The sequence below is a fragment of the Pseudomonas sp. Tof1 genome (assembly GCF_055390395.1).
Window position 1 is genome coordinate 4824663 of record NZ_AP024344.1, and the last position, 26918, is coordinate 4851580.

The window sequence follows — 26918 nt, forward strand, 5'->3', positions numbered from 1 at the left end:
CTCCGTCAGTTCGATTCCATTGCCAGCAATGTCCGGAACTGCGCGGCGCTCGTCAAGCGGTCGCATCCACCTCGCCTTCGGGCCGCGCCACCGCGGCCCGGGAGCGCCAGGCAAACACCAGCACCATCACCAGGCCCAGTGCCGCCATCGCCGCCCCCGCCAGGGAGATCGCCGGATAACCCAGCCCGGCATTGATCACCGCCCCACCCAGCGCGGCACCGATGGCGTTGCCGAAGTTGAATGCACCGATGTTCACCGCGGAGGCCAGGTTGGGCGCATCCTTGGCCGCTTCCATCACGCGCATCTGCAACGGCGGGACCAGGGCAAAACTGGCGATACCCCAGACCAGAATAGCCACTGCGGCCGGCAACGGCCAACGCACCAGCACCGAGAACGCCAGCAACACACCGATCAGCACCATCAGCGAGACGATCAGCGTACGGTCGATCGAGCGATCCGCCGCCTTGCCGCCCCACATGTTGCCCAGGGTCAGGCCCACGCCGAACAGCACCAGCATGCCGGTAATGAAGCTGGTCGATGCATGGGTCTCACTGCTCAGGATCGGCGCGATGTAGGTGAACACGGTGAACATCGCCGCCGAGCCGACCACCGTCAGCGCCAACGCCGACAGCACCGGCCCTCGCCCCAGCACGCGAATCTCGGCCAGCACGCCGTCGTTCTTCGGCAACGGCAGGTTGGGCAGGGCGAACCACAGCGAAACCATCGCCACCAGGCCCAGGGCGGCAATGCCCCAGAACGCCGTGCGCCAGCCCATCAGCTCACCGAACCAGGTCGCCAACGGCACGCCACCGATGGTTGCCAGGGTCAGCCCCATGAACATCGCCGCCACCGCGCCCGCGCGCTTGTCCGGCGGGACCACGCTGGCCGCGACGATCGAGCCGACGCCGAAGAACGCGCCGTGGTTGAGCGAGGTCACCACCCGGGCGACCAGCAGGCTTTCGTAACTGGTGGCCAGCGCCGACATCAGGTTGCCGAGGGCGAAAATCGCCATCAGGCCGATCAGCAGGTAACGCCGCGGCACCCTGACCGTGGCCAGGGTCATCAACGGCGCACCGATCAGCACACCCATCGCATAGGCACTGACCAGCAGCCCGGCCGCGGGAATCGAAACACCGAGATCGGCCGCAATGCTCGGCAACATGCCCATGGGGGCGAACTCCGTGACACCGATGCCGAAGGCACCGATGGAGAGAGCTACAAGGGGGGGATTGATACGCATGGTTGACTCCTCATCTGTGCCGCAAATGCTACAATTCGTAACTTCCTGGCAGTAGCCCACCTTCACGACAATCACCTTTGCTTGCGAGGCACAAATGGATTTCAACGGCCGATCCGGCGAAATGGAGGTGTTCGTCAAGGTGGCGCAGGCCGGCAGCCTGTCGGCCGCCGCGCGGGCCCTGGGCCTGACCCCGTCGGCAGTGAGCCGGATCATCGCCCGCACCGAACAGCGCATCGGCACCCGCCTGCTGCTGCGTACCACCCGCGCCATCACCTTCACCGCTGAGGGCGAAGCGTACCTGCGCGGTGCACGGCGCATCCTGGCCGACATGGATGAAGTGGAGGAAGCGATCACCGACCAGGGCGTGCCAAGGGGGCGGCTGCGGGTCAGTGCGGCACTGGCCCATGGGCGACTGACCGTGGTACCGCTGATCGCGGCCTTCAGCGCCCGCTACCCGAAGATCCTGGTCGACCTCATGCTCGGCGACGAGGTCGTCGACATCCTCGGCGGCCAGGCCGATGTCGCCCTGCGCTTCGGCCATCTGCCCGACAGCCCCCTGAGCGCCCGCTGCATCGGCGAAACCGGCCAGGTCGTGGTCGCTTCACCCGAGTATCTGGAACGCCACAGCGTTCCCCGCGAACCGGAAGACCTGCTCAAGCACAACTGCCTGCGCTTCAGCTTCCGCCGGGCCGAGCCCGACTGGCCGTTTCTGCGCGATGGACAGCATTTCTCACTGAAGATCGCCGGCAATATCGAATGCAGCAGCGGCGAGGCATTGACCCAACTGGCCCTGCTCGGCGCCGGTATCGCGCGCATCGGTGCCTTTTCGGTAGCCGACGAGTTGAAAAGCGGTCGGCTGGTACCGCTGCTGGAGGCTTACAACCCCGGGGACCGCGAGCCGATCCATGCGGTGTTCGTCGGGGGGACGGCGATGACGGCCCGGGTCCGGGTGTTCGTGGATTTCCTGCTGGAGCACCACAGGATGTGAGGGTCAATCGCCGACCAGTTCCCGGGCAATCGCTGCCAACTGCCCCCCACGCGGGTCTTCAGGATCTCGATGAAGCGGGTGATTTTCGCGTCGACGAACTGCCGTGAGGAGTAGACGGCATACACGTTGCGCTCCTGCGTATGGTAGTCCGGCAACACCCGCACCAGCCTGCCCGAACGCAGCTCGTCAATCGCCGAGAAGCCCGCCAGCAGGCCGATGCCCGCGCCTTCGCGCACCGCCACCGCCATGGCCTCCATGTCGTTGACACTGAAGCTCGCCCCGGCCGGCACGAAGGTCGTGCTGCCGGCCTTGCTGCTCAACTGCCATTCATCCCGGGCGTAATCGACGGTGCCCAGCAGCAGGCATGAGTGATCGACCAGATCCTCCGGTTGCGCGGGAACCCCATGCGTCGCCAGGTATTCGGGGGACGCGACCAGCACACAGTGGCTGACCCCGACTTTCTGGCTGACGTAGGCCGAGTCCGGCAGCGTCCGGGCGATCAGGATCGACAGGTCCAACTGGTCCTCCAGCAGGTTGGGCATGCGCTGGGACAGCAGCAGATCGACCGAGACTTGCGGGTAGTCCTGGCGATAGCCGAGCACGGCCTGGGTCACCAGGTGGCGGGCCAGCCCCGGCACGCAATGCACCCGCAACGTGCCCCTGGGCTCCTGCAGCGCACTGCCGGCCTCCGCCTCCGCGTGTTCAAGGTCGGCCAGGATCGCCGTGCAGCGCTCATAGAACCGGCGACCGGCATCGGTGACCGACAGACGCCGCGTCGAACGCTGCAGCAGGCGGGTGTTGAGCAGCGACTCGAGCGCGGAAACGGCCCGCGACACATTGCCCACCGTCGAATCGAGGTGGTTCGCCACGGCGGTGAAGCTGCCCATCTCGACCACCTTCACGTACACCACCATGTTCGCAAACTTGTCCATGCCTAACCTCCCGATGCCCGTGCCCGGCGTGTTCGATCGATGCCATGCAGCAAGCCCGGACGGCAAGTGACGGCGGTTGGGGGCTGAGAGTACCGCATATCGCCCGGCGGATATTTCCTCTGTGCACAACAGTGCTTTCCTCCCGCCCGGCTAAATCAACGGGGTGGTCCTCCATAGACTGGATTGCACGGATCGCCTGAACGGCCTCCTCGACCCGCCGCAGCAGCGCGCAGTCCATTCCCGACATTAATGAAGGCCACAGTAATGAATACGACCTACGACTCGCTCTACCTTTTCATCGGCGGTGAATGGATCGGCACCGACGGCCGGGCGACCGCCGCCGTCATCAACCCGGCCACCGAAACCGAAATCGGCCGGGTACCGCTGGCCACCCTCGCCGACCTGGATCGTGCCCTCGACGTCGCGCAACAGAGTTTCACCACCTGGCGCCAGACCGTGCCCGACCAGCGCGCCAAGGTACTCAAGCGGGCCGCCGACCTGATCCTGGAGCGGGCCGCGCATATCGCCGCACAAATGACCCTGGAGGAAGGCAAGCCGCTTGCCGAGGCGATGGATGAAGTCACCCGGGCCGCCGAGTACTTCGAATGGTTCGCCGAAAGCGCCCGGCGTATCGACGGGCGTGTGGTGCCGGCCAACCGGCCGGGCGTGCTGCAACTGGTCAAGCGCCAGGCGATCGGCCCGGTGGCCGCCTTCACCCCGTGGAACTTCCCGGCGATCACCCCGGCCCGCAAGCTTTCGGCAGCCCTGGCAGCCGGCTGCAGCGTCATTCTCAAGCCCGGCGAGGAAAGCCCCTCCACCGCTCTGGCGCTGGCCCGGGCCCTCGACGACGCCGGCCTGCCCAAGGGTGTGCTGCAGGTGGTGTTCGGCGTGCCGGACCAGGTCTCCAGCCACCTGATCGCCTCGCCGGTCATCCGCAAGGTGACCTTCACCGGTTCGGTACCGATCGGCCGCCTGCTGTCCGCCCGGGCGGCCGAGGGGGTCAAGCCGATCACCCTCGAACTGGGCGGCCACGGGCCGGTGCTGGTATTCGACGACGCCGATGTGCAAAAGGCCGCCCTGGAAGGCGTGGCGAACCGCTTTCGCGGCACCGGCCAGGTGTGCATTTCCTCCACCCGCTTCCTGATCCAGCGCGGCGTGTACCAGCCGTTCGTCGATGCATTCGTGACCGCGACCCAGGCCCTGCGCATCGGCAATGGCCTGGATCCCCGGACCCAGGTCGGGCCGCTCGCCAACCCGAGGCAACTGGCCAAGATGGAAGAGCTGGTCGCCGATGCGGTCGCCAAGGGCGCGCGGGTGCTCGCCGGCGGAGAGCCGCTGCCAGGCCCCGGTTTCTTCTTCGCACCCACGGTGCTGGTCGATGTGCCCATGGAGGCGCGGGTCATGCACGAAGAACCCTTTGGCCCCATCGCCATCCTGATGCCGTTCGATCAGTTGGCCGACGGACTGGCAGAAGCCAATCGCCTGCCCTACGGACTGTCCGCCTACGCCTTCACCCGCGATGCCCGCACCGCCATCGACGTCGCCGATGGGCTGGAAGCCGGCATGATCGGCATCAACCAGTACCGCATCGTCGCCACCGAGCTGCCGTTCGGCGGCCTGAAGGAAAGCGGCCACGGTTCGGAAGGAGGAATCGAAGGCATCGAACACTACCTCACCCACAAATTCATCAGCCAGATCTGAGGAAAACCGACCATGAAAGCCATTACCTTCGAAACCTTCGGTGACGCCGACGTCCTGGAACTGACCGACGTGCAACGCCCCGAAGTACGTCCCACGGACCTGCTGGTGCGGGTCTACGCAGCCGGCGTCAACCGCGCCGACCTGACCCACCGCAAGGGCGGCTACGGCCGTCCGGACTTTGGCGACTCGTCGCTCATCGGCCTTGAAATCGCCGGGGAAGTCATCGAGATCGGCAGCGACGTCGTCGGCTACAAGGTCGGCGACCGGGTGATGGGCGTCGTCGGGGTGGCGCCTATGCCGAGCTGGCCCGCCTTCACTACCGCATGGCGATGCCGATTCCGGCGCAGTTGGACTACGTGCAGGCCGCCGCCATCCCCGAAGTCTTCGTCACCGCCCACGAAGCGATGCTCCACCTGGGCCGGCTGAAGCCCGGCGACTCGGTGCTGATCCATGCCGCCGCCGGCGGCGTGGGCTCCGCTGCGGTCCAGCTGGCCTATGCAACGGGCGCCACCATTTACGCGACGACCGACGCCAGCAAGCTGTCGCGCGTCGAGCACCTGGGGGCCGACTTCGCCATCGACTACAAGGCCCGGGATTTCGCCGAGGTCATCGCGCAAAAGACCAACGGCCGGGGTGTCGACGTGGTCATCGACTTCATCGGCGAACCCTACTTCGCGCGCAACATCGCTTCGCTGGCCAATGGCGGAAGGCTGGTCCAGGTCGGCATCCTGGGCGGTGGCGGCAACGTGGCACTGAAGCTCGAAGACCTCCTCTACCGTCATCTGCAGATCATCGGCACGGTGATGAAGTCCCGTAGCCAGCATGAGAAGCAGGAGATGATCAGGCGTTTCCGCGAGCACTGGCTGGAGCGCTTCGAAGGCGGCGAAAGCCTGGAGCCGGTGGTCGACAGCACCTTCCCGCTGTCCCGTGCCGCCGATGCCCACCGCCGCATGGAGTCCGCTGAAAATATCGGCAAGATCATCCTGACGATGCAGCCCGAGGACCTGCTCCCGACCCGCAACGCCCAATGATTGCGGCGTTCATCCTTTGACCGCCGCGGCAGCGCCCCATGCACATGGGGCCCTTGCCAGGATGACGGACCCCGTTATCTACTCCGTCATCCCGACATGGAGCAGGCAGGCATTCGATGGACATCCAGTTTCTCGGTCACACACAACCCCACAACCCATCTTCAGGTACCTGCGACGAGTACAGCGTGAGCGCCATTACCCGCCTCGACGAACTGGTCGAGGCCTACCGCACGCTCGCCGCCCAGCATCCCGGCTTCCTCCCGCTGTTCTCGCTCGATGACCTGCACCAGGCCCGCTACACCTCGGGGCATGCGCGCCACCACATCGACCTGGACGAGGCCACGCAAGAGGACATCGCCGGGCTGCCGGAGGAATGCTTCGAGCAGGGCGAATACCTGGGCTATCCGACGACGAAAGCCGAGTTCGCCATCTGCCGGCGCAACTTCACTCGTCGGGTTGCCGACGGCTCGTTCGAAGACGCTTGCGCCCATGGGCTCACCCTCGATGACGAGGCCATCCGGGAATGGGTCGCCTATCAGGACGACCCTGTGGCACTGCTCGACCAGCCGCTCTCGGCCCTGCTGGTTCCGGTCGAACATTCGTCCCAGGCGCTGGCGGCTTTTCCCAACGGCTATTTCGCCTGCGACCTGGGCCCGGCACAGAACCATGCGGTGGCGCGGCATTTCTCCCTCACGCAGGGCTATGAACTGATCGGCGTGGGCGCGGCCTACCTCGGCTTCCTCCGGGCAGAGCCGGCCGATGCAGCGGTGGCCGGCGCCGTGGCGAAGGATTTCTGTGCGCTCTACAACGTCACTGAAGAGAAACGGCAAGCCCTGGTTCCAGTGTTCGCCCAGGCGATCTGCGGCCGCCGGCATCTGTGGTTGCGCTACGTGGAGTGAACGCCGGCGACGGGCGCCATGGGTGACATCAACCGCAAGCTGTCCGTCTCTCCCACTGCGGATCAATTTTCATCAGTTCCAGGGTTTTCAACAGTTGTTGAAAACCATCACTCCAGTGAAAACCACTTGGCTGGGCAGACAGTCCAGATCAGCCATTCGGTTCATCCGTGTCGTTGGGTCACCCAGGCGCCCCAGAACAGACTGCTGAAGAAGCGCTGGCTCTCACCAAAACCGCACGCTTGCAGCAGCTCGCAAACCGCCGCCTCCGAACGGGGCGGCTCGGCGCCCTGCATGATCCGGGCAAGCTTGGCCTTGACTTCATCCGGGCTCGCGCCCTGCTGCCGCCAGCGCTCGGCCCAGGTCTTGAGCAGCAAGGGTTGCTCGGCATAGGCGTAGTGGTTGCAGGCCACGACGAAGGGGGCACCGACTTTCAGGCGGGCCTGGATCGAACGCAGCAGCTGTTGCTTGGCTTCGTCACCGGGCACGTGATGCAGCACGCCGATCAATGTCGCGGCATCGAAGGGCTCGTCGACCGGGAGATCATCGACGGTACCCAGGAGCAACTGCGCCTTCCCAAGCACCCCGTGGGCCCCGAGGTTCGCGGCAGCAGTCTCCAGCATGGCTGACGATGGGTCCACACCCACGAAGGTCCACGACGGCTCCAATGCTCCCATGGTAATGATTTCCTGGGCCGTGCCGCCGACACCCACGACCAGCACGCGCGCCGCGCGTCCGGTCGAAAGGCTCGCAGCCAGTATGCAGGCGCTCAACTCGTGACAGGCATCGTAGCCCGCCAGGGCCACTCGGCTTTGAATGCCATACTCGGCGGCACGTGAGACATCGAACTTCGCACTGGCGCTGTGGGTTTGCGGTTTCATGAGGGCCTCCGTTTATCTTGAAACCACTCTATGCTGACGCAGATAATTACTGAAATTTATAATTTTTATTCATTTCATTCCCACAAGGAATAGGAAACCGAAACATGAACCGCCGCAAGAAAATCAGCCAGTTGCTCAAAGCCCACGCGAAAAAGGCCAGCGCCAAGCTGGCGCCGAAGAACAAGCCGAAATACATCAGCAAGGCCGACCGCCTGAAACTGGCCGAAGAGGCCAGCCAGGCGCAAACGCTTTCGCCCGAAAGCTGATCCAGGCCAATCGGGCGTCAGCGCGCCGCTGCCGATCTCAGGCGCTCTCCTTGAACATCGGCAGGGTGAAGCGGAACTCGGCGCCCTGCCCCGGCTCGCTGCTGGCAACGATCTTTCCGCCATGGGCATGGACGATGCCCTGGGTGATGTACAGACCAAGGCCGGTACCGGTCGGATTGCCCTCCTTCAGCGTCCAGTACCGGCTGAACACATGCGGCAGGTGTTCCTGGGCAATGCCCTCGCCGCTGTCACGCACGGTGAAGACGATGTCGTTGCCGGACGACTGCGCGCGCACCCCGACCGTACCCAGGCGCGGCGTGAACTTGATCGCATTGCCGACCAGGTTCGACAGCACCTGGAACAGCCGCTCGGGATCGGCATGGATACGCAGGTCGGGGTCGGCCTCGAAGGAAATGCTGATGTCCTTGTCGCGCGCCAGCGGCGCCAGCAGCGATTGCGCCTCCTCGAACATCTGCCCCACATCGAGCTTGCGCGGCTTGATGGTGTAGCGTCCGGCGTCGATCTTCGAGGTGTCGAGCAGGTCTTCCAGCAGCGTGTTCATGCGTCCGGCGGCCTGTTGCATGGTGTCGATGGCCGTGGAGATGCGCCGCGAGGTGTGCGGGCCGTCCGAACTGAAGGTCTTCTGCATCATGCCGCAGAGCATGGAAATCACCGTCATCGGGTTGCGCAGGTCGTGGGAGACCACGGCAACCAGATCATCGCGGGCGCGTACCGCCTCCTGCTCCCGCCGCACCTGCCGGGCCAGGTCGTTCTCCAGCGCCGAGCGACGCAGGTCGTTGGCCGCGAACAGGTCGCCGTGGCTCCACTTGGTGGAGATCCCGGCCATCTCGACCTTCCAGATCTCGAATGAGGTGCGCGGACGCAGGCGCAGGCCAGTCTCGGTGTTTTCCAGGTCCAGCGGCTTGCGTGGGTTGCCGCTCCAGTTGATGCTTTCCTTGACCTCCGGGCGAAACCACAGCACGCCGTTTTCCACCGGTTTGGGCAGGCTTATGGCGAGCACACCGCTGGCCACCTGCTGATAGCCCGCCGCCGCTGGGTAGACACTGGACAGATGATGGCTGGCGAACACCGGCTCACCGCCGGCCTGCAACCACTGGTGCAAGGCACGGATTTCCTGCGGTTGCGGGCAGTTGCCATGGCAGTGCAACTGCTTGCCCTCGATGATCGCGACACCACCGGCATCGACCAGTTTCATCAGGGTCTGTGGCTCACGGGCCAGACCGTCGAAAACGTCTTGCGCTGAGTCGACCATCGCCTGGTTGAGCCGCGCCAGGGCCTCGACCTTGGCTTCGCGTTGGCGGCTGATCTCCAGCGCTTCCATGGCACTGATCTGCAACGATAGCACCTGGCCGATGGTCTGGCAGGCCACCCGCAGTTCGTGCGGGACGTGCAGCGGCTGGCGGTTGCCGCAACTGATCAGGCCCCAGAGCTGGTCGCCCTTGAGCAGGGAAATGCTCATCGACGACAGCACGCCCATGTTCTTCATGTACTGGCAGTGGATCGGCGACACACTGCGCAGGGTCGCGAAGCTAAGGTCCAGCGGCGCTTGCGTGTCGGGGCGCAGCCTGGGCACCAAGGGCACCGGTTCATAGTCGGCATTGGGAATGATCCGCAGCCAATTGGTGCGATACAGCTCGCGGGCCTGCTGGGGAATGTCGGACGCCGGGAAGAACAGCCCGTTGAACAGTTCCATGGACGGCGAAGACGCTTCGGCGATCACTTGGCCGTGGCCTTCTTCCTCGAAACGGTAGATCAGCACCCGGTCGTAGCCGGTCATTGCCTGCAGTTCCTTGACGCAGATGTCGTACAGCGCCTGCAGCGACGTCGCCGCCTGCAGCCGTTGCAGCATCCGCCCCAGATGGGTCTGGTTGCCGGCCACGTTGAGGGAACGGAAGTTCTCGACGTGGATTTCCAGCTCCAGGATCAGCACGCCATCATGCCGATGCAGCAAGCCCTCGAACGTGGTGCCGTTGAGGTGGAAATACAATGGCGGCGCATCGAAGAAGGCCGGTTGCTGCAACGCTTCGCGTACGGCCGCGGTGGGCTCGTCGCCGATCAGGCTGGCCAGGGGGTGGCCGATCAGTGTCTGCGGCGCACGGCCGAGCAGGGTTTCGACGTTGGCGCTGATCTGGATGATCTCCAGCGCCGGCTCGCCCAGGGTCAGCAGCAGGCCGTGGGGCTGGATGGCACCGGGGAAACGGATCGGTTCGTTGGCACAGTTGGCCAGCAACTCTTCGAATGCTTCCTGATCTTGCGGGCTCATGCCAGTACCTCCCGGCTTTCGAGCCAGTGCTCGAAACGGCTGAATGTGGAGTGTGCTGCCGTGACGACGGCCTCGCGCTCGACCGCGTCCAGGGGACGGCTGCCCAGGTACTCGATGAAATCGCGCCAGCGCCGCCCCGTGGCGTCGCCGTAGACCTGCAGAAACGCCGCGCCGCTGTCGGCCTCAAGGCCCAGGCGCCTGGACACTTCGCGGCGCAGGATCTGCCCGCCGAGCGTGGCCCCCTCCAGGACGTACAGCACGCCCAGGCAGGCGGCCCCGGAATCGATCCGCGGCAATGCCTGGCAGATCGGCAAACGGTCGATGGCCTCGGCCGACAGCCCCAGGCTGTGCAGGTCAGCGCGCAGGGTCTGTGCCTTGAGGCGCGGGGTGAGATCAAAATCGTCAGGGAGTGCGCTGCTGTTGCGCAGGGCCTGTTCCAGCGGCTGATAGAAGCCGTAGTAGGCCTGCATCAGTTGTTGAAAGGCATTGGAGTCAAAAGTATCGGAGAAAAAGGGGAGACGTTTTTCCAGTGCGATATGTCGTTCGGCCGTACCGGTTCGCAGTTCCTGCAAAACCGGGGGTACATGAACTTCGCGGGCCGTTGCTTGCATTTAGATCGCTCTTGGTGGGACCGCCGAAAGGCATGGGGAGGTGGCGGCGAATCGAATCAATCTATCACGGTAGACCACGACACTGACTCAATAGTTAGTTTTTCCTGTCGGAAAAACTGACAGCGCCCGAGTCGGACAAAGGCGATTTTTTTGAACTCCTCCGCCTACGCAAAACTCCATCGCTATGAGACCCCGTCAGCGAACAGGAGTGACCATGACGACCCAAGCCCTGCAAGGCACAGCTGGCGCCTCAGTGGACGAGCGCTGCTACAGCACCGACATCCCCGCGCGCCTCGACCGCCTGCCGTGGACCCGTTTCCACACCCTGCTGGTCCTGGCGCTGGGCATCACCTGGTTGCTCGACGGCCTGGAAGTGACCCTGGCCGGGGCCGTCTCCGGGGCCCTCAAGGACAGCCTGGCCATGAGCAATACCGAGATCGGCCTGGCCGGTGCCGCCTACATCGCCGGCGCGGTGCTCGGCGCGCTGTTCTTCGGCTGGCTGACCGACCGCCTCGGCCGGCGCAAGCTGTTCTTCATCACCCTGTTCCTGTACATCGGCGCCACAGCGGCCACGGCCTTTTCCTGGGATCTGTGGAGCTTTTTGCTGTTCCGTTTCCTCACCGGCGCCGGCATCGGCGGCGAATACACCGCGATCAACTCGACCATCCAGGAATTCACCCCGGCGCGCTACCGCGGCTGGGTCGACCTGACCATCAACGGCACCTTCTGGATCGGTGCCGCCCTGGGCGCCGTCGGCTCGGTGGTGCTGCTCGACCCGGCCGTGGCCGGCGGCGAACTCGGCTGGCGGCTGTGCTTCGGCATCGGCGCGGCACTCGGGCTGATCATCATGCTGATGCGCCTGTGGGTCCCGGAAAGCCCGCGCTGGCTGATGATCCACAACCAGCCGGAAGAAGCCGAGCGCATCGTCGCCGAGATCGAGCGCCATTACCGCGAGCGCGGCATCGAGGTGCCCCCGCTGCAGGAACCACCGCTGCGCCTGCACGCCCGTGATCACACGCCGTTGCGCGAGGTGTTCCACAGCCTGTTCGTCGACCACCGCCGCCGGGCTCTGGTCGGCCTGACCCTGCTGACCGCCCAGGCGTTCTTCTACAACGCGATCTTTTTCACCTATGCGCTGGTCCTCACCGACTTCTACGACGTGCCTTCGGCCCATATCGGCTGGTACCTGCTGCCCTTCGCCCTCGGCAACTTCTGCGGGCCGCTGTTGCTCGGACGACTGTTCGACGTGGTGGGCCGGCGCATCATGATCAGCAGCACCTACCTGATTTCCGGTGTGTTGCTGTGCCTGAGCGGCTACCTTTTCCAGCAGCAGTTGATCGACGCCACCCAGCAGACCATCGCCTGGGTGGTGATTTTCTTCTTCGCCTCGGCGGCGGCCAGTTCGGCCTACCTCACGGTGGCCGAGACCTTTCCGCTGGAGATCCGCGCGTTGGCCATCGCCGTGTTCTACGCCTTCGGCACCGGCCTGGGCGGTCTGATCGGCCCGACGCTGTTCGGCGCGCTGATCGAGACCGGGCAGCGGACCAATGTGCTGTATGGCTACCTGATCGGTGCGGCGTTGATGATCGGCGCGGCAGCAGTGCAGGCGATCTGGGGCGTGGCGGCGGAACGGCGGTCGCTCGAGCAGGTCGCGAGACCGTTGTCGCAGGTAAAGGATTGAGCCGAGGAGGTGGCTGGCAGGAAACAGCCTACTTAATCGTTCCCAAGCTTGAGCGTCACTAGTCTCCGGCAGAAGAACGATCAGCACCCCCGATTGCATTTTTTGATTGACCAGCACCCGCTGCATTTCTACCAAGGCCATAAACAGATCTCGGCATGCACTCACTTGACCCGCTCAATCCCCCAAGCTTCCCACAAGACTTGCTGCAGTTGATCGCGCAGCCAGCCATGGCCCGGCTCGGGGGTATTTCGGCAATGCCAGACCATCTGCAGGTTCGTGGGTGGGGCCGAATAGGGCAGAGGTCGCTGTTGAAGGCTGAAGCGTGCACATAGCGAGCACGCCAGCGGCTCGGGCACCAAGGCCAGCAAGTCGGTATCGCCCAGTACATCAGGCAGGGCCAGGAAGTGCGGAAGGGTCAGTTTGAATGTAGGCACGCGACCGACATCAGCAAGTGCTTTTTCTAGGGAGCACCTGCCAAACATGTCCGATTGGCGTGCCAAGCCTCGCTCGGAAATATAGCCTTCAACAGCGCCTTCCTCCGCGCCACCTACAGAGACAGCGACCAAACCAATGTCCGCCAGGGCCTCAACGGGAGGGGAAGCTATCGCCAGTAGTGGATGCCCGCTGCGCATCAACAACACTTCCCGTTGCTGGCAAAGTACGCTTGATTCAAGGTGCTCCGGTATATGACCGAAGCTGCCGATCACCAGGTCGATGCGGCCAACGTCTATCTGCTCCGCCAGGTCCAGGCGTGTCGCTGGGCGTATTACCAACTCGACCCCAGGTGCATTCCGGCCAATACGGGTGGCTAGCGCCCCAAGCACTGTTGAAGTCAGGTAGTCGTTGGCAGCGATTACGAATGTACGGGTTGAGGTGGCTGGATCGAAAGCGTCCAAGGCGAGGGTCCGATGAATCGTGCGCAATGCCTCGCGTAGCGGTAGGGCCATTTCAATCGCACGTGGGGTAGGCCGCATGCCTTCCGTAGTGCGAACAAACAGATCATCACCGACACTGCGACGCAATCGCGACAGGGCGTGGCTTACGGCAGATTGGCTCAAGTGCAGACGCAGGCTGGCCTTCAATAAGCTTCGCTCTTGGTAAACCGCGTCGAAAACTCTCAGCAGATTCAAATCCAGGCGAGAGCCTGTCATTGCATCATCGTGTTGCATCATGCATCCCATTCAATAAGGTGTTGCAGAAACTTCCCTTGCCAGGGAGCGCTTGCTCTTTAAAATCCGCTGCATGAAAACCTAAGTGAACAATTTCAGTCAACACGTTTGCGGACGTTATAAATGAATAGAAGCATGGACCTCTCTGATATAAATAGCCAGAGTTGGCTCGCGCGTATTTTACCGCCAGCCTTTCAACCTTACATCCAGTTGATGCGAATCGACCGACCAATCGGTATTTGGCTCGCACTATTACCTACGTTGGTATCGTTGGTGTTGTCGCAAAACGGCATGGTGTCTGCTGGGGATTTTATTCTGTTCACGCTAGGTGCTGTCGTCATGCGAGGCGCTGGGTGCACTTTGAATGACTACTGTGATCGCAAGTTTGACGCTCAGGTCAGGCGAACCCGTGCTCGACCGTTGGCAAGCGGCAAACTGGGCCTATGGCAGGCCGGCATCGTGCTGACCTTGCAACTGATAGCTGCAGCACTACTGTTGATTTGGCTCACACCGGCCAGCCGCTTGCTAGCGATCATCTGCTTGCCATTGATGGTGATTTACCCTCTGCTCAAACGAGTTACCCATTGGCCCCAGGCTTTCTTGGGCGCGACGTTCAACTGGGGGGTATTGGTGGCGGGGCTGCATATCTCGGGGACCCTGAGTGCCGGTACCTTCGCGCTATGGTTGGGCAGCATTTTTTGGCAGTTGGGCTACGACACGATCTATGCCTATTGCGACCGCGAAGACGACTTGCGGATCGGTGTGCGGTCTACAGCTACCCACCTGGGCGAACAGGGCCGCACCTGGGTTGGAGGGTTTTACCTGGCAACTATCATTTTTTGGAGTTTGGCTGGTGTACTGCAAGGCGTGGGAGCGGCTTACTACATCATGCTAGTTCCTGTAGCGTTGATGTTGACATTTCAAACCAAGAAATTTGACACGACTGATCCGCAACACTGTATCGCGCTATTCAAATCCAATGCCCATGTCGGAACTCTTCTCTTGGCAGGGGCCTCTGCAAGCTTCTTGTAATTAGCATATTAAATGCCTTTCAGCTATTTGGAGCTCATGATGAAAAACTATTGGAGTAGTTTCCCCGCCCAGGACATTGCCTGTCTTCTGCTGCGTCTCGCATTAGGCTGCATGTATATTGCACATGCTCTATTCAAGATCTTTGTTCTGACTTGGCCTGGGACCATTAAACTCTTTGCGGCAACCGGTATGCCAGAACTGCTGGTTTATCCTGCAGTGGCGAGCGAGCTTGTCGGTGGGCTGCTCCTGATCCTCGGGATTACTGTACGTTGCGTAAGCCTGCTGCTGGCGCCGATGCTGATAGGTGCCATTATTTTCGTCCACGGGGCTCATGGGTGGATCTACACGAGCCCGGGCGGAGGTTGGGAGTATCTGGCGTTTCTGTTGGTCGTTTCGCTAGCGATCGCTTGTTTAGGGGGCGGCCGCTTTGCCTTGCATCGACGCGTCGCGGGAAGGCTGTGCGGACACGTGGGACAGTTTGTATAAAACCTGGCTGCTTCATTCCAGAGCATGATTAAAACGTGCGGAGCACGCAGCTGGGCGCGCTCGCCCGTCATGGGTCAATCCTCATCAATGGCTCTTTTCCGATCGGTAGAAGCCTCTCACGAAAACAACCCCAGACTATCATCCGTAGCAATCACCGCCCCCGTCACCGCCGCAGCCGTCACCCCTGCCGCCACCGCAACCGGCACCACCGAATCACCCAGCGAAGACGACTGCGACGGTCCCGAGTCCCTCGGTTCCGCTGCTGCACCCGACTCATTCGGCTCTCCAATGAGTTCCCGGCCAAACGCCTCAACGTCACGCTTCGCCTCCTCCACCGTATCAAGCACCAGCGTCCGCAAGCTCGTCGTGACATCCGTCGCCCAGTAAATCAGCAGATCCAGCGGATTGTCCCGGCTTCCCGGCAACCGATCGTCCACCGTCGTCGTGCGACCCGGCTCATTGGCGTATCGCGACGAGGACGAATAATCCCGATCCGGGGTATATGGCCGGTCATCATCCCGGCGAGCCGCCCGGGCCAGCGAGGCCAGATGCCGAACCTGCTCCTGTACCTGCGGTGGCAACGGCGCGCCCTGCTGCCTGGTCTGCCGCAGCAACGCCAGCAGTTCCCCAGTCGCCTTGCGTTGGGCCTGCAGCCCGTCGCGCTGCGCCGCCACCTGCCCGATCTCGTCGTCGCGCTCGCGCAGCCCGGCATACTGGAGTTGGTCGAGGTGGCTGGCCAGCCGGGTCTGCAACAGTGCCAGGGTGTGGGCGTAATCCCTGCTGGCAAACAGCCCGAGAAACTTGCGCTGGCTGTCGAAGCTCTCCTGCACCTGCAACGTGACGAACCCCGGCACCTGCTCGCGCAGCCTTGCCAAGACCCCTCCGGACAGCTTCGGCAGCAGGTCATAGGTCACCTGAGTCAGGTAGGCCTTGCGCTGGCGCGCCAGTTTGTCGATGGCGCGTTCGTTGTCCCGGGCGCGCTGTTCGAGGGTTGCCAACACGTCGCTCAATTCGGCGATGGCATCGTCCAGGTCCGGGTTATGGAACTCGTTCATGCAGGGTTCTCCTGAAGCGCCTGATGGCCATCTTCGCGACGGCTGGCAAAGTAGTTGGCGAAATATTGCCGCAGCCCCGGCTTGTCCATGCCTTCGGCCCATTCCAGCGGGGCGCCGGGGACGATCTGCAAGTCGGTCCAGGGGTCGAAGCCGAGGTCGGTGATGTCGTGCATACGCAGGAAGTAGCGGCGGTTCACGGCATCGCCGTGCCACAGATGGCGGATGCGCCCCGGCACCACGCCGAGGCGACCCTGGACGCGCTGGTGGAAGCGCCGGCCCCAGGCCTTGAGGTGATCGATCTGCCGCGGGTCGTGCTTGAGGGCGTTGCGGATGCAGAAGTTGTAGTCGTCGAAGATCGCATGGGCCATGAAGTGGTCGGCGCTGCCGGAGACGGCGCACTCGTAGAGCCCCACTTCGTCGAAGATCTCGCGGCGCATGGCCCAACCGTAGCCGGTGTGGCCGTGCAGATCATAGCGGCCGGCGTCCAGGCTGTCGGGCTGGCGCTGCATGACCGCCGCGAAGGAATGTGCGATATCGGCGGTGGCGCCCTCGACGTTGCCACGCTCCAGGCGCAGGCAGCTTTCGAAGACCTGGGCCACCGGATACTCGTGCAGCACACGTACCAGGTCGCGGGCCCAGGACGGGTTGTCGAAGAGGATGTCGCAGTCGAGCCAGGCGACATGGCGGCAACTGCCTGGCAGCCAGGAGGCGGCCAGATTGAGCAGGCGCTCCTTCTGCCAGAGCAGCGTGCGGGCGCGGACCTGGATCACGTCCAGACTCGGTGGCAGCTCGAAGGGTTCATCGCCGAAGGCGCATTCGACGGTGATGCAGGTCACCCCGGCCCGGCGCATGCCGGCAATGAACAGGTCGTAGTTGCTCCGGCGGGTGGCGTAGCCGCAGGGGTTGAAGTAGGTAGTGATGACAACAAGCCCGTTCACTGATTGGTTTCCCGGTAAACCGGGCGCCCGCATGGGCGCCCATAACAAAAACAGTGGGGATAGTGCAATGCACGGAGAGGCTGCGCCTAGCGCTTTCTGCAAACTGGGCCGTCGAATGTGACCCATTGCTCAAGCTGCCTTGGAGTGCCAGACATCAACGCTCATCACCGAAACATTCCAATATCCGGCATTTGCCGGCTACAATATGGCAAATGCCGATAGTTTCGGGAGGTGTTTCATGTTGGCCGAAGTGATGCGGGAACCCACCTATGGGGTCTATCGGAGCCGCCTGGAGTACCTGCTGCAGATTCCGACCGACGCCAGCGATCTGGAGATTCACGAGATGATCCAGTTCGGTTTCGATGCCGAACGGTTGATGAAGCTCTGCGATCAAGGCGACGTCACGCCGCTGGAGCGCGACCGGATCATCCCGCTCAAAACCTTGAAGACGCGGATCGCCAAGGAACAGAAGTTGACGGTCGACGAGAGTGATCGGTTGTTCCGTGCCGCGCATATCACCGCAATGGCCTCTGCCATTTTCGGCGATGACCAGAAGGCCAGGCGCTGGTTGTCCAAACCCAAGGAGCGCTTTTCTGGCAGCAGTCCCATGGCGATGTTCTCGACCATCCAGGGCACCCGCCAGGTCGAGGAGATGCTGATTCAACTGGCAGAGGGTTTCAGCTTTTGATCCTCTGGAGAATCAGTGCGTTTGCCGACCTGAGTGGTCGTGGTGGCCTGCTCGCCAGCGGGCGTTGGCACTCAGCCGGCAGGCCGGTGGTCTACTTGGCCGGGACGCCGGCCGGAGCGATGTTGGAAATTCTGGTCCATCTGGAGGTGGATCAGGAGGATTTCCCACAAACCCTGCAATTGCTCAAGGTGGAGATCGCGGACGATGCCAGCCAGTGGCAGCCACCGACGCTGAAGGCAGAATGGGCTGATGACCTGCGCTACACTAAGAAACTGGGAGATACCTTTCTCTTGAGTAGCCCGGCACTGCTGATGCCGGTCCCCAGTGTGATCATGCCGCATACCCAAAACTACCTGTTCAATCCGCTGCACCAGGAGTCGACGAAGGCTACTTTAAGCAGCGAAACATTCAGGCTGGATAACCGCCTGCTCAAGAAATTTCACAAAGGCTGATTGGCCTTTCATGCAGGGAGCCTCCCTCGGCTCCCTCCAACAAGTCCCGTCAGGGAGCCAAGCCGTAGGTAATAAACCGAGTGGTCCGGTGGTATCCCAACCGCAGATAAACCGGGAGTCCCGCATCAGTGGCATGCAATGTGGTACGCCGTAACCCGGTCGCCTCATGGGCCGCCTGCAGGGCGTGACGCACCGTGGCTTCGCCGAAGCCCTGGCGCTGGGCGTCGGGCCGGGTCGCGACCAGGGCCACGTAGAGCTGCCCCCGGTTGACGATGGCAGCTGCCGTCGACACCGGCCGGCCGTCCTGGTAGCCGATGAACGCAAAGGCCTCCTGCTTCCAGAAATTCGAGCCTGCCAGCCCCGCGCGCCCGGCGTCGAGGGGGGAGCCGTAACCTTCACTGTTGATATCGGCGTAATGCTGCAAAGCGACTTCATCCCGGACCCGCTCGAAGGTCAGCAGCGGGTGCCCTGCCGATTGCTCGAATGGCAGGACGTCACCCACCATGCCCATGATATCCAGGGCAAAGGACAATCGCTCCTCAGCGGCAATCGATTCCAGCGCCTGGCGGGCCGAACCGCCCAGGTAATCCTCGCAGACATACACCAGGCCGTCCTGGCGCCGGGCACGCAGGTAGGCGGCCCCGGCCCGCAGGCGCTCGCGCAACAGCTGTTCGTCAGTAATTTGCTCGTTGAGAAATACCGCGTTCCAGAACGAAAAAGGGCTGTCGGCCCAGCACAGCGATAGCCCTGGCTGCTCCGACAGGTCGGCGCCACAACGGTCGCCGGCCAGCACTTTCCACATGGAGATGTATTGTTCGACAGACTCAATGGCTTCGGGCACGCTCATCTGGTTACCTGCAAGAAAGGTGAATACCCATCAGCTTAGACGGGCTATCAGGACGGGCCCGTAAGGGAGGCGGGCTCCACCAGGCGAGCCCGGCATACCCCTGCGTTACCGGCCTGGAGACGGGCTCAGGCATTCCCCCCCAACGCCTGCAACCGCCGATACAACGTCCGCTCACTCATCCCCAACTCCTTCGCCAGCTCACTGCGCGAGCCTTCGAACACCTCCAGCGCATGGGCCAGTTGCTCCAGGTCCCTGCGCCCCCGACGACGGGTCGGCACGAGAGCCACGGGAGTCTCGTTGCGCAGTTCCGCCGGCAGGTCCTGTACCCGAATCACTCCATCGTCGGTAAACAACCGCGCCCGTTCCAGCACATTGCGCAACTCGCGGATGTTCCCCGGCCAGGCATACAGGGTCAGGGCCCGCAGCGCCTGCGGATCGATACGCGGCACCGCGCCTGGGGCCAGGCGCTGCAACAGGCTGTCGATCAACAGCGGCAGGTCATCGCTGCGCTCACGCAACGCCGGCAGGCGGATCGGGAAGGCACTGATGCGATAGAACAGGTCCTGGCGGAAACTGCCGGCCGCCACCATGTCCTTGAGCGGCTTGTGGGTGGCGCAGACCAGGCGGAAGTCCGAATGCACGGTGCGCAGGCTGCCCACCGGGCGGAAGCTGCCGGACTCGATCAGCCGCAGCAGCTTGACCTGCATCACCAACGGCACCTCGCCGATCTCGTCGAGGAACAGCGTGCCGCCGTGGGCCGCTTCGGCCAGGCCGATCTTGCGCTGCAGGGCGCCGGTAAAGGCGCCCTTCTCGTAACCGAACAGTTCGCTCTCCAACAGGGTTTCGGTCAGGCCGGTGCAGTCGACCACCACGAGTGGGCCGCCAGCCCGCGGACTGCCCTCGTGCAAGGCCCGGGCGAAGAGCTCCTTGCCGGTGCCCGATTCACCCTGCAGCAACACCGGAATCGGCGACGGCGCCGCCCGTTGCAGTGCGGTCAGTGCCTCCTTGAACGCCACCGAGCGCCCCACCAGGCCCTGATGCTGGGGTTGCGCCGCCGCCACCGCGACGCTGTTCAGCCGTTCGACATAACCCACCACTTCGCCCTGGCGACCGAGCAACGGGCGCAGTTCCACGTCGACATGCTCCGGTCCGCGCGGCGTGTGGTGGATGTGCAACACCCGTTCGGGCAGGCGCGTATCGAAGGCCTTGCGCATCGGGCAGTGCTCGCCAGCCTGGTCGCAGGGCACGGCGAACTGGTGGGACACCCGGTAGCACTTGGCGCCGACATGGGGCCGGCCCGCGACGCCGAACTGGCGCTGGTAGGCGGTGTTGGCCGCGACGATGTTGTAGTCGGTGTCGAGGACGATGGTCGGCTGAACGTCGTGTTCGAGGTAGGACACCAGCGCCTGCATGTCCGGCTGGGAGAGATCGGTGGCAATCAGGTTCATGGCGACTCCGGGGCGAAGGCCGCAGCTTAATACAGCTCGCACGCTTCTGCCATTTCACTGCCACTGACTGCCATTATTTCCGCCATTTCTGCCAGACTGACTTTCAGATGCAGAAAAGTCCGTCAATCGCGCTGACAAAGGTCAATAAACTGTAGGAAAAATGCACCACAGCCCGTTGGCATGCTTATTGAAATCCTCGACGAACAAGGGATGGCCCGACAACCTCGGCCGCCGCCCCTCTTTGCCTGGAGTACGCAATGAACATCGGCGACAAGCTGACCGTAGAAGCCTTCTTCGATCCCAACACCTGGACCATCAGTTACCTGGTGCTGGATCGCGATACCCGCTGCTGTGCGCTGATCGACAGCGTGCTCGACTACGACCCCAAGTCCGGCCGCACCCGCACCGAATCCGCCGACCGCCTGCTGGCACGCATCCGCGAGCTGGATGCGAAAGTGGAGTGGATCCTGGAGACCCACGTGCATGCCGATCACCTGTCGGCGGCGGCTTACCTCAAGCAACAGTTGGGCGCCAAGGTGGCGATCGGCAGCCATATCACCGAAGTGCAACAGGTGTTCGGCGAGCTGTTCAACGAGGGCAGCGCGTTCCGTCGCGACGGCAGCCAGTTCGACGTGCTGCTGGCCGACAATGGCGAGTTCGCCATCGGCCACCTGCGCGCCACCGCCCTGCACACCCCGGGACACACCCCGGCGTGCATGAGCTACCTGATTCATGACGGGGACGAGACCGTCGCCTTCGTCGGCGACACCCTGTTCATGCCCGACTACGGCACCGCCCGCTGCGACTTCCCCGGTGCCGACGCGCGCACCCTGTACCGCTCGATCCAGGGCCTGCTGGCGCTGCCGCCGCAGACCCGGCTGTTCATGTGCCACGACTACCTGCCAGGCGGGCGCGAACTGCAATACATGACCACCGTGGCCGAACAGCGTGCGCGCAATATCCACATCCACGACGGCATCGACGAGGACACCTTCGTCAACATGCGCGAAGCCCGTGACGCCACCCTCGACATGCCGGTGCTGATGCTGCCCTCGGTGCAGGTGAACATGCGCAGCGGCCAGTTGCCCGAGCCGGAAGACAACGGCGTGCGCTACCTGAAAATCCCGCTGAACGCCCTTTGAGCCAGGATCCGACCTCATGAATTCGAACAGCAGCAACGCCCCGGTCCAGCACCAGGTCCTGATCATCGGCGCCGGCGCCGCCGGCATCGCCACCGCCGCCAGCCTGCTGGCCCGTGCCCCCGGCCTGGATATCGCGATCATCGACCCGGCCGACACCCACTATTACCAGCCGGGCTGGACCCTGGTCGGTGCCGGGGTGTTCAGCCCCGAGTCGACCGCCCGCCCACTGGCCTCGCTGATCCCCCGTGGCGTGCAATGGATCAAGGCCGCGGTCAGCGCCTTCGAACCGGACGCCAACTGCGTGGTGCTGGCCGACCAGCGTCGCATCGGCTACCGGCAACTGGTGGTCTGCCCCGGCCTGAAACTGAACTGGGGCGCCATCGACGGCCTGGAGGACACCCTCGGGCGCAACGGCGTGACCTCCAACTACCGCTACGACCTGGCACCCTACACCTGGAAACAGGTGCAGGCGCTCAAGGAAGGCCAGGCGCTGTTCTGCCAGCCACCGATGCCGATCAAGTGCGCCGGGGCGCCGCAGAAGGCGCTGTACCTGTCCTGTGACCACTGGTTGAAAAATGGCCGCCAGGGCCAGGTCAAGGCCAGTTTTCTCAACGCCGGCGCGGTGCTGTTCGGGGTTCCCGACTATGTGCCGGCGCTGATGGAATACATCGACAAGTACGCCGTGGACCTGCAGTTCGGCCATAACCTGATTGCCGTGGACGGCCCGGCCAGACAGGCGACCTTCGCCCGCACCCTGGCGGACGGCAGCCGGGAAACCGTGGTGCGCGCCTTCGACCTGCTGCACGTGGTGCCGCCACAGATCGCTCCGGACTTCATCCGCAGCAGCCCGCTGGCCGATGCCGCCGGCTGGGTCGATGTCGACCCGGCCAGCCTGCGCCATCGCCGGTTCGCCAACATCCACGGCCTGGGTGACGTCACCAACACCAGCAACGCCAAGACCGCCGCGGCGGCGCGCAAGCAGGCACCAGTGGTGGCGAACAACGTGCTGGTGGCCCTGGGACGACTGACCCGCACGGCGGTCTATGACGGTTATGGCTCCTGCCCACTCACCGTTGAGCGCGGCAAGATCGTCCTGGCCGAGTTCACCTACGGCGGCAAGCTGGCGCCGACCTTCGCCCCCTGGCTGCTCGACGGCCGTCGGCCGACCCGCCTGGCCTGGTGGCTGAAGGAACGGCTGCTGCCGCCGCTGTACTGGCGCGGCATGCTCAAGGGCCACGAATGGCTGGCCCGACCGATCCTGCAAGCGGACAAGCCGGCGGTATGAACGAACATCTCTTGCTGGGCAGCGGATTCGGCGTATTGATCGGTGCCATCCTCGCCCTGACCGGTGCCGGAGGTGGCATTCTGGCGGTGCCGCTGCTGGTGTTCGGACTGGGCCTGTCGATGGTCCAGGCTGCGCCCATCGGCCTGCTCGCGGTGGGCCTGGCGGCAGCGATCGGTGCCCTGCTCGGCCTGCGCCAGGGTATCGTGCGTTATCGCGCCGCCGGCTTTATCGCCGGGATCGGCATCCTGCTCACGCCGGTCGGGCTGTGGCTGGCCCATCGGCTGCCGAACGAGCCGCTGGCGCTGGGCTTCGCCGCCGTGATGGTCTACGCCTGCGCGCGGATCTTCAACAAGGCCCGCCACGAACTCAGGCACGGCCAGCCGGCACCGCGCGCCGAGTTCCTGCCCTGCGTGCTCAACCCGTTGCAGGGCCGCCTGCGCTGGACCCTGCCCTGCGCCCGGGCACTGACCGTCACCGGGATGGTGTCCGGGCTGCTCTCCGGGTTGCTCGGGGTCGGCGGCGGCTTCGTCATCATTCCGGCGCTGACCCGCTACACCAACCTGGACAGCAGGAGCATCGTCGCCACCTCCCTGGCGGTGATCGCCCTGGTGTCCACCGCCAGCGTGGTCACGGCGACGCTCTCGGGCGTGATGCACTGGTCGGTCGGCGCGCCGTTTGCCGGTGGCGCGGTGCTGGGCCTGGTGCTCGGACGCCAGGTTGCCGGTCGCCTGGCCGGGCCACGCCTGCAACAGTTGTTCGCGGTGGTCGGCGTGACGGCCGCACTGCTGCTCGCCAGCCGTGCGCTGGGGTTGTCACTCTAGGCGTTGCAGGCTTCCAGATAACCGCATCCCAACACCTCATGCAGACGCCGACCGTCGCTCAAGCGGCGGAAGAATCCCGGCGAACGCCACGGCGCACGGCCATCGACATTCGGTGCGCCGCGGCCGGCCAGCACGTCGTCGATCCATACCGTGCGGGTCTCGAAGGAGATCCGCGTCAGCTCGGTGTGATTGGGCACGCCGGCATGGGCGTGAGCGCCGGAGAACGCCAGCAGGCTGCCAGGGTCGATCACCACCGGCACCGCCACTTCATCGTCGATGGATTCCAGCAGGTGGGGAATCGCCTGGTCGGCATTCACCGAGTTGCGGCCGTCACGGTGCGAGCGCTCCAGCACCCGGCTGAGATCGAAGTCGGCGCTGCTGTTGGCCAGGGCCCGCTGCCAGAGCTGTGGATAGATGGCGAAAGTCCGCCCGGCACTGATCGGGTAGATCGGCGCCCACCAGTTGGTCTGGGCGTAGAGGTTCGAACCCCAGGTGTCACGGTGGAAGGCGATGGTCGCCGTGGCGCGGTCACGCGGCGCCGCCTCACCGGGTGGATGCGGCGGCTGGAAGCGCAGGTGCAGGCGGTCGCAGGCGATGCCGCTGGAAGCCAGGCCGAGGCTGTCGAGCACCTGCGCCCAGTGGCGCTGGATGCCGTCGTGCCGATGGAACAGCGTTTGCAGGCGGGTGAAGCACTGCGCCTGCTGCACGTGGTTCAGATGCTGGTGGACCCGGGTTGGTTCGAAGGGGTACAGCACCTCTTCCAGCAAGCCGCGAGCAGCCTCGACCAGCGCCTGCATGGCCGGCAATGCCAGGGCGAACACTTCCCCGGCGTAAATCCGCGAGTGAAACGCTTCAGGCATGGCCGGTGGCTGCAACTGGCTGTACATCCGATAGCGCTCCCCATCAGGCGGATACAAGTTCCCGCACTCTAGAACAGGCGCACGCGGCGGCAACAGGTTCAGTGGCGCAAAAAAACCACCGTACAGCCGGTCACTCGGTGGGCATCTTGCGGAAACCCACCGCCAGGCGGTTCCAGCTGTTGATGGTGTTGATCGCCAGGGTCAGGTTAACCTGCTCGGCCGGCGTGAACTCGGCGTTGAGCAGAGCATAGTCTTCGTCCGGGGCGTGGGTTTCGGATACCCGGGTCAGTGCTTCGGTCCACGCCAGGGCCGCGCGCTCGCGGGCACTGAAGAACGGCGTTTCACGCCAGGCCGAGAGGGTGTACAGGCGCCGCTCGGTTTCACCGGCCTTGCGCGCATCGGCGCTGTGCATGTCCAGGCAGAAGGCGCAGCCGTTGATCTGCGAGGTGCGCATCTTCACCAGTTCCAGCAGGGATTTTTCCAGCGGCAGTTTGTTCACCGCGCCTTCCAGCGCCATCATGGCTTTCATGGCATCCGGGGAAGCGGTGTAGAAGTCGATACGAGGTTGCATGGCAGTTTTCCTCAGGAGGTTGGCGATGGCGCTACGTTAAGCCCAGTGGGCTCCAGACCAAATAGCCAATTCCGGGCAAGATCGGTAAGCCAATCGACCGGTACTGCCATGGGCCGGGACCGCAGGCTAAACTGCGGCCTGACAGGCACCACCCCCTCCCTCCAGCGAGCCCACATGGAACTGCACATCACCCTCGAGGGTCGTCGCGACCTGGCCAGGCAGATCACCGATCAACTGCGCAACGCCATCACCAGCGGAAAACTGGCGGCCGGCACGCAACTGCCACCCACCCGCCTGCTGGCCGAGCAACTGGGGGTGTCACGCAAGACCGTGGCCGATGCCTACGCGCAACTGACCTACGACAACCTGCTGGTCGGCCGGGTCGGCGCCGGGACCTTCGTCAACTCGCATACGCCCCAGGAACGCACCCCGGCCCAGAGCGAGGAGCTGGCCGGTGCGGCAGTGGTACGCCAATGGCGCGAGGCCTCGGTACCGCTGCATCATCCGCTTGGCACCCTGCGCTACGACTACCTCGGCGGGGCCACCAGCAAGCACCAGTTCCCCCATGACGAATGGCGTCGCTGCGTGCTCTTCGCCCTGCGCCAGACCGCCCAGGCCCGTGGCCTGTACAGCCAGCCGGAGGGCATCCCGATGCTGCGCGAGGCGGTGGCCCGGCATATCGGCTTTGCTCGCGGCGTGCGCTGCAACGCCACCGACCTCTTGATAACCAATGGCGCCCAGCAGGCCCTGGACCTGGTCGCGCGGGTGCTGGTGGAGCCCGGCTGCACAGTCGCCGTCGAGGACCCCGGCTACCCGCCGGCGCGATTGCTGTTCGCCGCCCAGGGCGCGCGGGTGGTCGGCGTACCGGTGGATGCGCAGGGCATCCGGGTCGACCGGATTCCCGAGGGCACACGGCTGATCTACGTGACCCCGGCGCACCAGTTCCCCCTCGGCATGCCGATGAGCCTGGAGCGGCGTCAGGCCCTGCTGGAACGGGCGAGGGAACTGGGCGCGATCGTCATCGAGGACGACTACGACTGCGAATTCCGCTACGAAGGACGGCCCACCGACTGCCTGCAGAGCCTCGACCGGCATGGCCTGGTGGCCTATGTCGGGACCTTCTCCAAGACCCTGCTGCCGGAGCTGCGCCTGGGCTACCTGGTGGCGCCGCCGGGGTTGCTCAAGGCATTGATCTCGGCCAAGCAGCTGACCGACTGGCACACCGCGACCCTGGCCCAGTGGGCCCTGGCCAAGTTCATCAACGATGGCTGCCTGGTCAAGCATATCCGCCGCTGCCACCAGGCCTACGCCAGCCGCCGCGAGAAGCTGATCGAACGGCTGGACGGCGACCTGTCGCCCTGGTTCGAACGCATCCACTCCACCGCCGGCTACCATATGGCGGTCCTCGATCGCGGCACGGTGGACATCGCGCAACTGATCGAGCTGGCGAAACGCTTCGAGGTCGGCCTCTACCCCCTGGCGCCCTTCTACCACAGCACGCCGCCACGCACCGGCCTGCTGATGGGCTACGGCTCGATCGAGACCCTGGACATCCAGCCGTCCCTGGACCGGGTACTCGGACTGCTTCGCCAACTATGCTCTGAGAATTGAAA

Annotated in this window: 27 protein-coding genes; 15 read left to right on the forward strand and 12 right to left on the reverse strand. The window is 64.1% G+C overall.

Translation table 11 applies throughout. The annotated features are described in order from the left end of the window. Positions 1 to 52: 52 nt before the first annotated feature. A complete protein-coding gene (locus ACZ5KU_RS21710; RefSeq protein WP_054060265.1) occupies positions 53 to 1240 on the reverse strand; it encodes an MFS transporter in 1188 nt (395 codons plus the stop codon). 94 nt (positions 1241 to 1334) lie between these two features. Between ACZ5KU_RS21710 and ACZ5KU_RS21715 the strand changes: the two genes are divergently transcribed. Continuing rightward, the gene (locus ACZ5KU_RS21715) at positions 1335 to 2228 is read left to right on the forward strand and encodes a LysR family transcriptional regulator (protein ID WP_464736246.1); all 894 of its coding nucleotides are present in this window, start codon (positions 1335 to 1337) and stop codon (positions 2226 to 2228) included. Here ACZ5KU_RS21715 and ACZ5KU_RS21720 read toward each other — a convergent pair. Continuing rightward, positions 2117 to 3160: a LysR family transcriptional regulator gene (locus tag ACZ5KU_RS21720; RefSeq protein ID WP_464736247.1), complete on the reverse strand. Its 1044-nt coding sequence runs from the start codon at positions 3158 to 3160 to the stop codon at positions 2117 to 2119. The two genes, ACZ5KU_RS21715 and ACZ5KU_RS21720, sit on opposite strands and share 112 nt — an antisense overlap. Before the next feature lie 264 nt (positions 3161 to 3424). Here ACZ5KU_RS21720 and ACZ5KU_RS21725 point away from each other — a divergent pair, with 264 nt between their 5' ends. From ACZ5KU_RS21725 to ACZ5KU_RS21740, 4 genes are all read left to right on the forward strand, one after another. Beyond that, the gene (locus ACZ5KU_RS21725) at positions 3425 to 4861 is read left to right on the forward strand and encodes an NAD-dependent succinate-semialdehyde dehydrogenase (protein WP_416769797.1); all 1437 of its coding nucleotides are present in this window, start codon (positions 3425 to 3427) and stop codon (positions 4859 to 4861) included. 12 nt (positions 4862 to 4873) lie between these two features. Further along, positions 4874 to 5287 carry an alcohol dehydrogenase catalytic domain-containing protein gene (locus ACZ5KU_RS21730; RefSeq protein WP_464736248.1) on the forward strand — a complete coding sequence of 138 codons (414 nt, stop codon included), beginning with the start codon at positions 4874 to 4876 and terminating at the stop codon, positions 5285 to 5287. After that, positions 5185 to 5892, forward strand: a complete 708-nt coding sequence (locus tag ACZ5KU_RS21735; RefSeq protein ID WP_464736249.1) for a zinc-binding dehydrogenase — start codon at positions 5185 to 5187, stop codon at positions 5890 to 5892. The genes ACZ5KU_RS21730 and ACZ5KU_RS21735 overlap by 103 nt, the downstream gene beginning before the upstream one ends. A 116-nt stretch (positions 5893 to 6008) precedes the next feature. After that, a complete protein-coding gene (locus tag ACZ5KU_RS21740) occupies positions 6009 to 6791 on the forward strand; it encodes a hypothetical protein (RefSeq protein WP_054060260.1) in 783 nt (260 codons plus the stop codon). 161 nt (positions 6792 to 6952) lie between these two features. Here ACZ5KU_RS21740 and ACZ5KU_RS21745 read toward each other — a convergent pair whose 3' ends face one another. Beyond that, entirely contained in the window at positions 6953 to 7669 is a 717-nt protein-coding gene (locus tag ACZ5KU_RS21745; protein ID WP_054060259.1) for a class I SAM-dependent methyltransferase, read from the reverse strand. 104 nt (positions 7670 to 7773) lie between these two features. Between ACZ5KU_RS21745 and ACZ5KU_RS21750 the strand changes: the two genes are divergently transcribed. Beyond that, on the forward strand, positions 7774 to 7935 hold the full coding sequence (locus ACZ5KU_RS21750; protein WP_081006064.1) for a DUF2986 domain-containing protein: 162 nt from the start codon (positions 7774 to 7776) through the stop codon (positions 7933 to 7935). 37 nt (positions 7936 to 7972) lie between these two features. On the opposite strand, the gene ACZ5KU_RS21755 is transcribed toward ACZ5KU_RS21750, so the two are convergent. Further along, positions 7973 to 10219 (reverse strand): ATP-binding protein, encoded by a 2247-nt coding sequence (locus ACZ5KU_RS21755; RefSeq protein ID WP_054060258.1) that lies wholly within the window; start codon positions 10217 to 10219, stop codon positions 7973 to 7975. Further along, on the reverse strand, positions 10216 to 10830 hold the full coding sequence (locus ACZ5KU_RS21760) for a biliverdin-producing heme oxygenase (RefSeq protein WP_054060257.1): 615 nt from the start codon (positions 10828 to 10830) through the stop codon (positions 10216 to 10218). Before ACZ5KU_RS21760 ends, ACZ5KU_RS21755 begins: the two co-directional genes overlap by 4 nt. A 214-nt stretch (positions 10831 to 11044) precedes the next feature. Between ACZ5KU_RS21760 and ACZ5KU_RS21765 the strand changes: the two genes are divergently transcribed. Beyond that, positions 11045 to 12511 (forward strand): MFS transporter, encoded by a 1467-nt coding sequence (locus ACZ5KU_RS21765; protein ID WP_464736250.1) that lies wholly within the window; start codon positions 11045 to 11047, stop codon positions 12509 to 12511. A gap of 161 nt (positions 12512 to 12672) precedes the next feature. On the opposite strand, the gene ACZ5KU_RS21770 is transcribed toward ACZ5KU_RS21765, so the two are convergent. Continuing rightward, positions 12673 to 13683: a LysR family transcriptional regulator gene (locus ACZ5KU_RS21770; RefSeq protein WP_464736251.1), complete on the reverse strand. Its 1011-nt coding sequence runs from the start codon at positions 13681 to 13683 to the stop codon at positions 12673 to 12675. A gap of 132 nt (positions 13684 to 13815) precedes the next feature. Here ACZ5KU_RS21770 and ubiA point away from each other — a divergent pair, with 132 nt between their 5' ends. Further along, positions 13816 to 14712: a 4-hydroxybenzoate octaprenyltransferase gene (gene ubiA, locus ACZ5KU_RS21775; RefSeq protein WP_464736252.1), complete on the forward strand. Its 897-nt coding sequence runs from the start codon at positions 13816 to 13818 to the stop codon at positions 14710 to 14712. 39 nt (positions 14713 to 14751) lie between these two features. Continuing rightward, entirely contained in the window at positions 14752 to 15198 is a 447-nt protein-coding gene (locus ACZ5KU_RS21780; RefSeq protein ID WP_464736253.1) for a DoxX family protein, read from the forward strand. A gap of 116 nt (positions 15199 to 15314) precedes the next feature. Here the strand turns inward: ACZ5KU_RS21780 and ACZ5KU_RS21785 are convergent, their stop codons facing one another. Then, entirely contained in the window at positions 15315 to 16253 is a 939-nt protein-coding gene (locus tag ACZ5KU_RS21785) for a hypothetical protein (protein ID WP_464736254.1), read from the reverse strand. Next, a complete protein-coding gene (locus ACZ5KU_RS21790) occupies positions 16250 to 17191 on the reverse strand; it encodes a hypothetical protein (RefSeq protein ID WP_054060253.1) in 942 nt (313 codons plus the stop codon). The genes ACZ5KU_RS21785 and ACZ5KU_RS21790 overlap by 4 nt, the downstream gene beginning before the upstream one ends. Before the next feature lie 238 nt (positions 17192 to 17429). Here ACZ5KU_RS21790 and ACZ5KU_RS21795 point away from each other — a divergent pair, with 238 nt between their 5' ends. Beyond that, complete coding sequence (locus ACZ5KU_RS21795; RefSeq protein WP_419735533.1) at positions 17430 to 17879, forward strand: antitoxin Xre/MbcA/ParS toxin-binding domain-containing protein; 450 nt, start codon at positions 17430 to 17432, stop codon at positions 17877 to 17879. Next, positions 17876 to 18331 (forward strand): RES family NAD+ phosphorylase, encoded by a 456-nt coding sequence (locus ACZ5KU_RS21800; RefSeq protein ID WP_464736255.1) that lies wholly within the window; start codon positions 17876 to 17878, stop codon positions 18329 to 18331. The genes ACZ5KU_RS21795 and ACZ5KU_RS21800 overlap by 4 nt, the downstream gene beginning before the upstream one ends. Positions 18332 to 18380: 49 nt before the next feature. Here the strand turns inward: ACZ5KU_RS21800 and ACZ5KU_RS21805 are convergent, their stop codons facing one another. Together ACZ5KU_RS21805 and ACZ5KU_RS21810 are read right to left on the reverse strand one after the other, a co-directional pair. After that, positions 18381 to 19178, reverse strand: coding sequence for a GNAT family N-acetyltransferase (locus ACZ5KU_RS21805; RefSeq protein ID WP_464736256.1), 798 nt, complete (start codon positions 19176 to 19178; stop codon positions 18381 to 18383). A gap of 125 nt (positions 19179 to 19303) precedes the next feature. Beyond that, positions 19304 to 20626, reverse strand: coding sequence for a sigma-54 interaction domain-containing protein (locus ACZ5KU_RS21810; protein ID WP_464736257.1), 1323 nt, complete (start codon positions 20624 to 20626; stop codon positions 19304 to 19306). A 257-nt stretch (positions 20627 to 20883) separates the two neighbouring features. Between ACZ5KU_RS21810 and ACZ5KU_RS21815 the strand changes: the two genes are divergently transcribed. The 3 genes from ACZ5KU_RS21815 to ACZ5KU_RS21825 are packed head-to-tail and all read left to right on the forward strand — an operon-like array spanning position 20884 to position 23874. Further along, a complete protein-coding gene (locus ACZ5KU_RS21815; RefSeq protein ID WP_054060249.1) occupies positions 20884 to 21768 on the forward strand; it encodes an MBL fold metallo-hydrolase in 885 nt (294 codons plus the stop codon). 16 nt (positions 21769 to 21784) lie between these two features. After that, a complete protein-coding gene (locus ACZ5KU_RS21820) occupies positions 21785 to 23053 on the forward strand; it encodes an NAD(P)/FAD-dependent oxidoreductase (protein ID WP_054062845.1) in 1269 nt (422 codons plus the stop codon). Next, on the forward strand, positions 23050 to 23874 hold the full coding sequence (locus ACZ5KU_RS21825) for a sulfite exporter TauE/SafE family protein (protein WP_464736258.1): 825 nt from the start codon (positions 23050 to 23052) through the stop codon (positions 23872 to 23874). Before ACZ5KU_RS21820 ends, ACZ5KU_RS21825 begins: the two co-directional genes overlap by 4 nt. On the opposite strand, the gene ACZ5KU_RS21830 is transcribed toward ACZ5KU_RS21825, so the two are convergent. Both ACZ5KU_RS21830 and ACZ5KU_RS21835 read right to left on the reverse strand, forming a co-directional pair. Continuing rightward, positions 23871 to 24761 carry a phytanoyl-CoA dioxygenase family protein gene (locus ACZ5KU_RS21830; RefSeq protein ID WP_054062847.1) on the reverse strand — a complete coding sequence of 297 codons (891 nt, stop codon included), beginning with the start codon at positions 24759 to 24761 and terminating at the stop codon, positions 23871 to 23873. The two genes, ACZ5KU_RS21825 and ACZ5KU_RS21830, sit on opposite strands and share 4 nt — an antisense overlap. 103 nt (positions 24762 to 24864) lie before the next feature. Beyond that, a complete protein-coding gene (locus tag ACZ5KU_RS21835) occupies positions 24865 to 25305 on the reverse strand; it encodes a carboxymuconolactone decarboxylase family protein (protein WP_054062848.1) in 441 nt (146 codons plus the stop codon). Positions 25306 to 25479: 174 nt separating this feature from the next. Between ACZ5KU_RS21835 and pdxR the strand changes: the two genes are divergently transcribed. Then, a complete protein-coding gene (gene pdxR / locus ACZ5KU_RS21840) occupies positions 25480 to 26916 on the forward strand; it encodes a MocR-like pyridoxine biosynthesis transcription factor PdxR (RefSeq protein WP_054056566.1) in 1437 nt (478 codons plus the stop codon). The last annotated feature ends 2 nt before the right edge of the window (positions 26917 to 26918 follow it).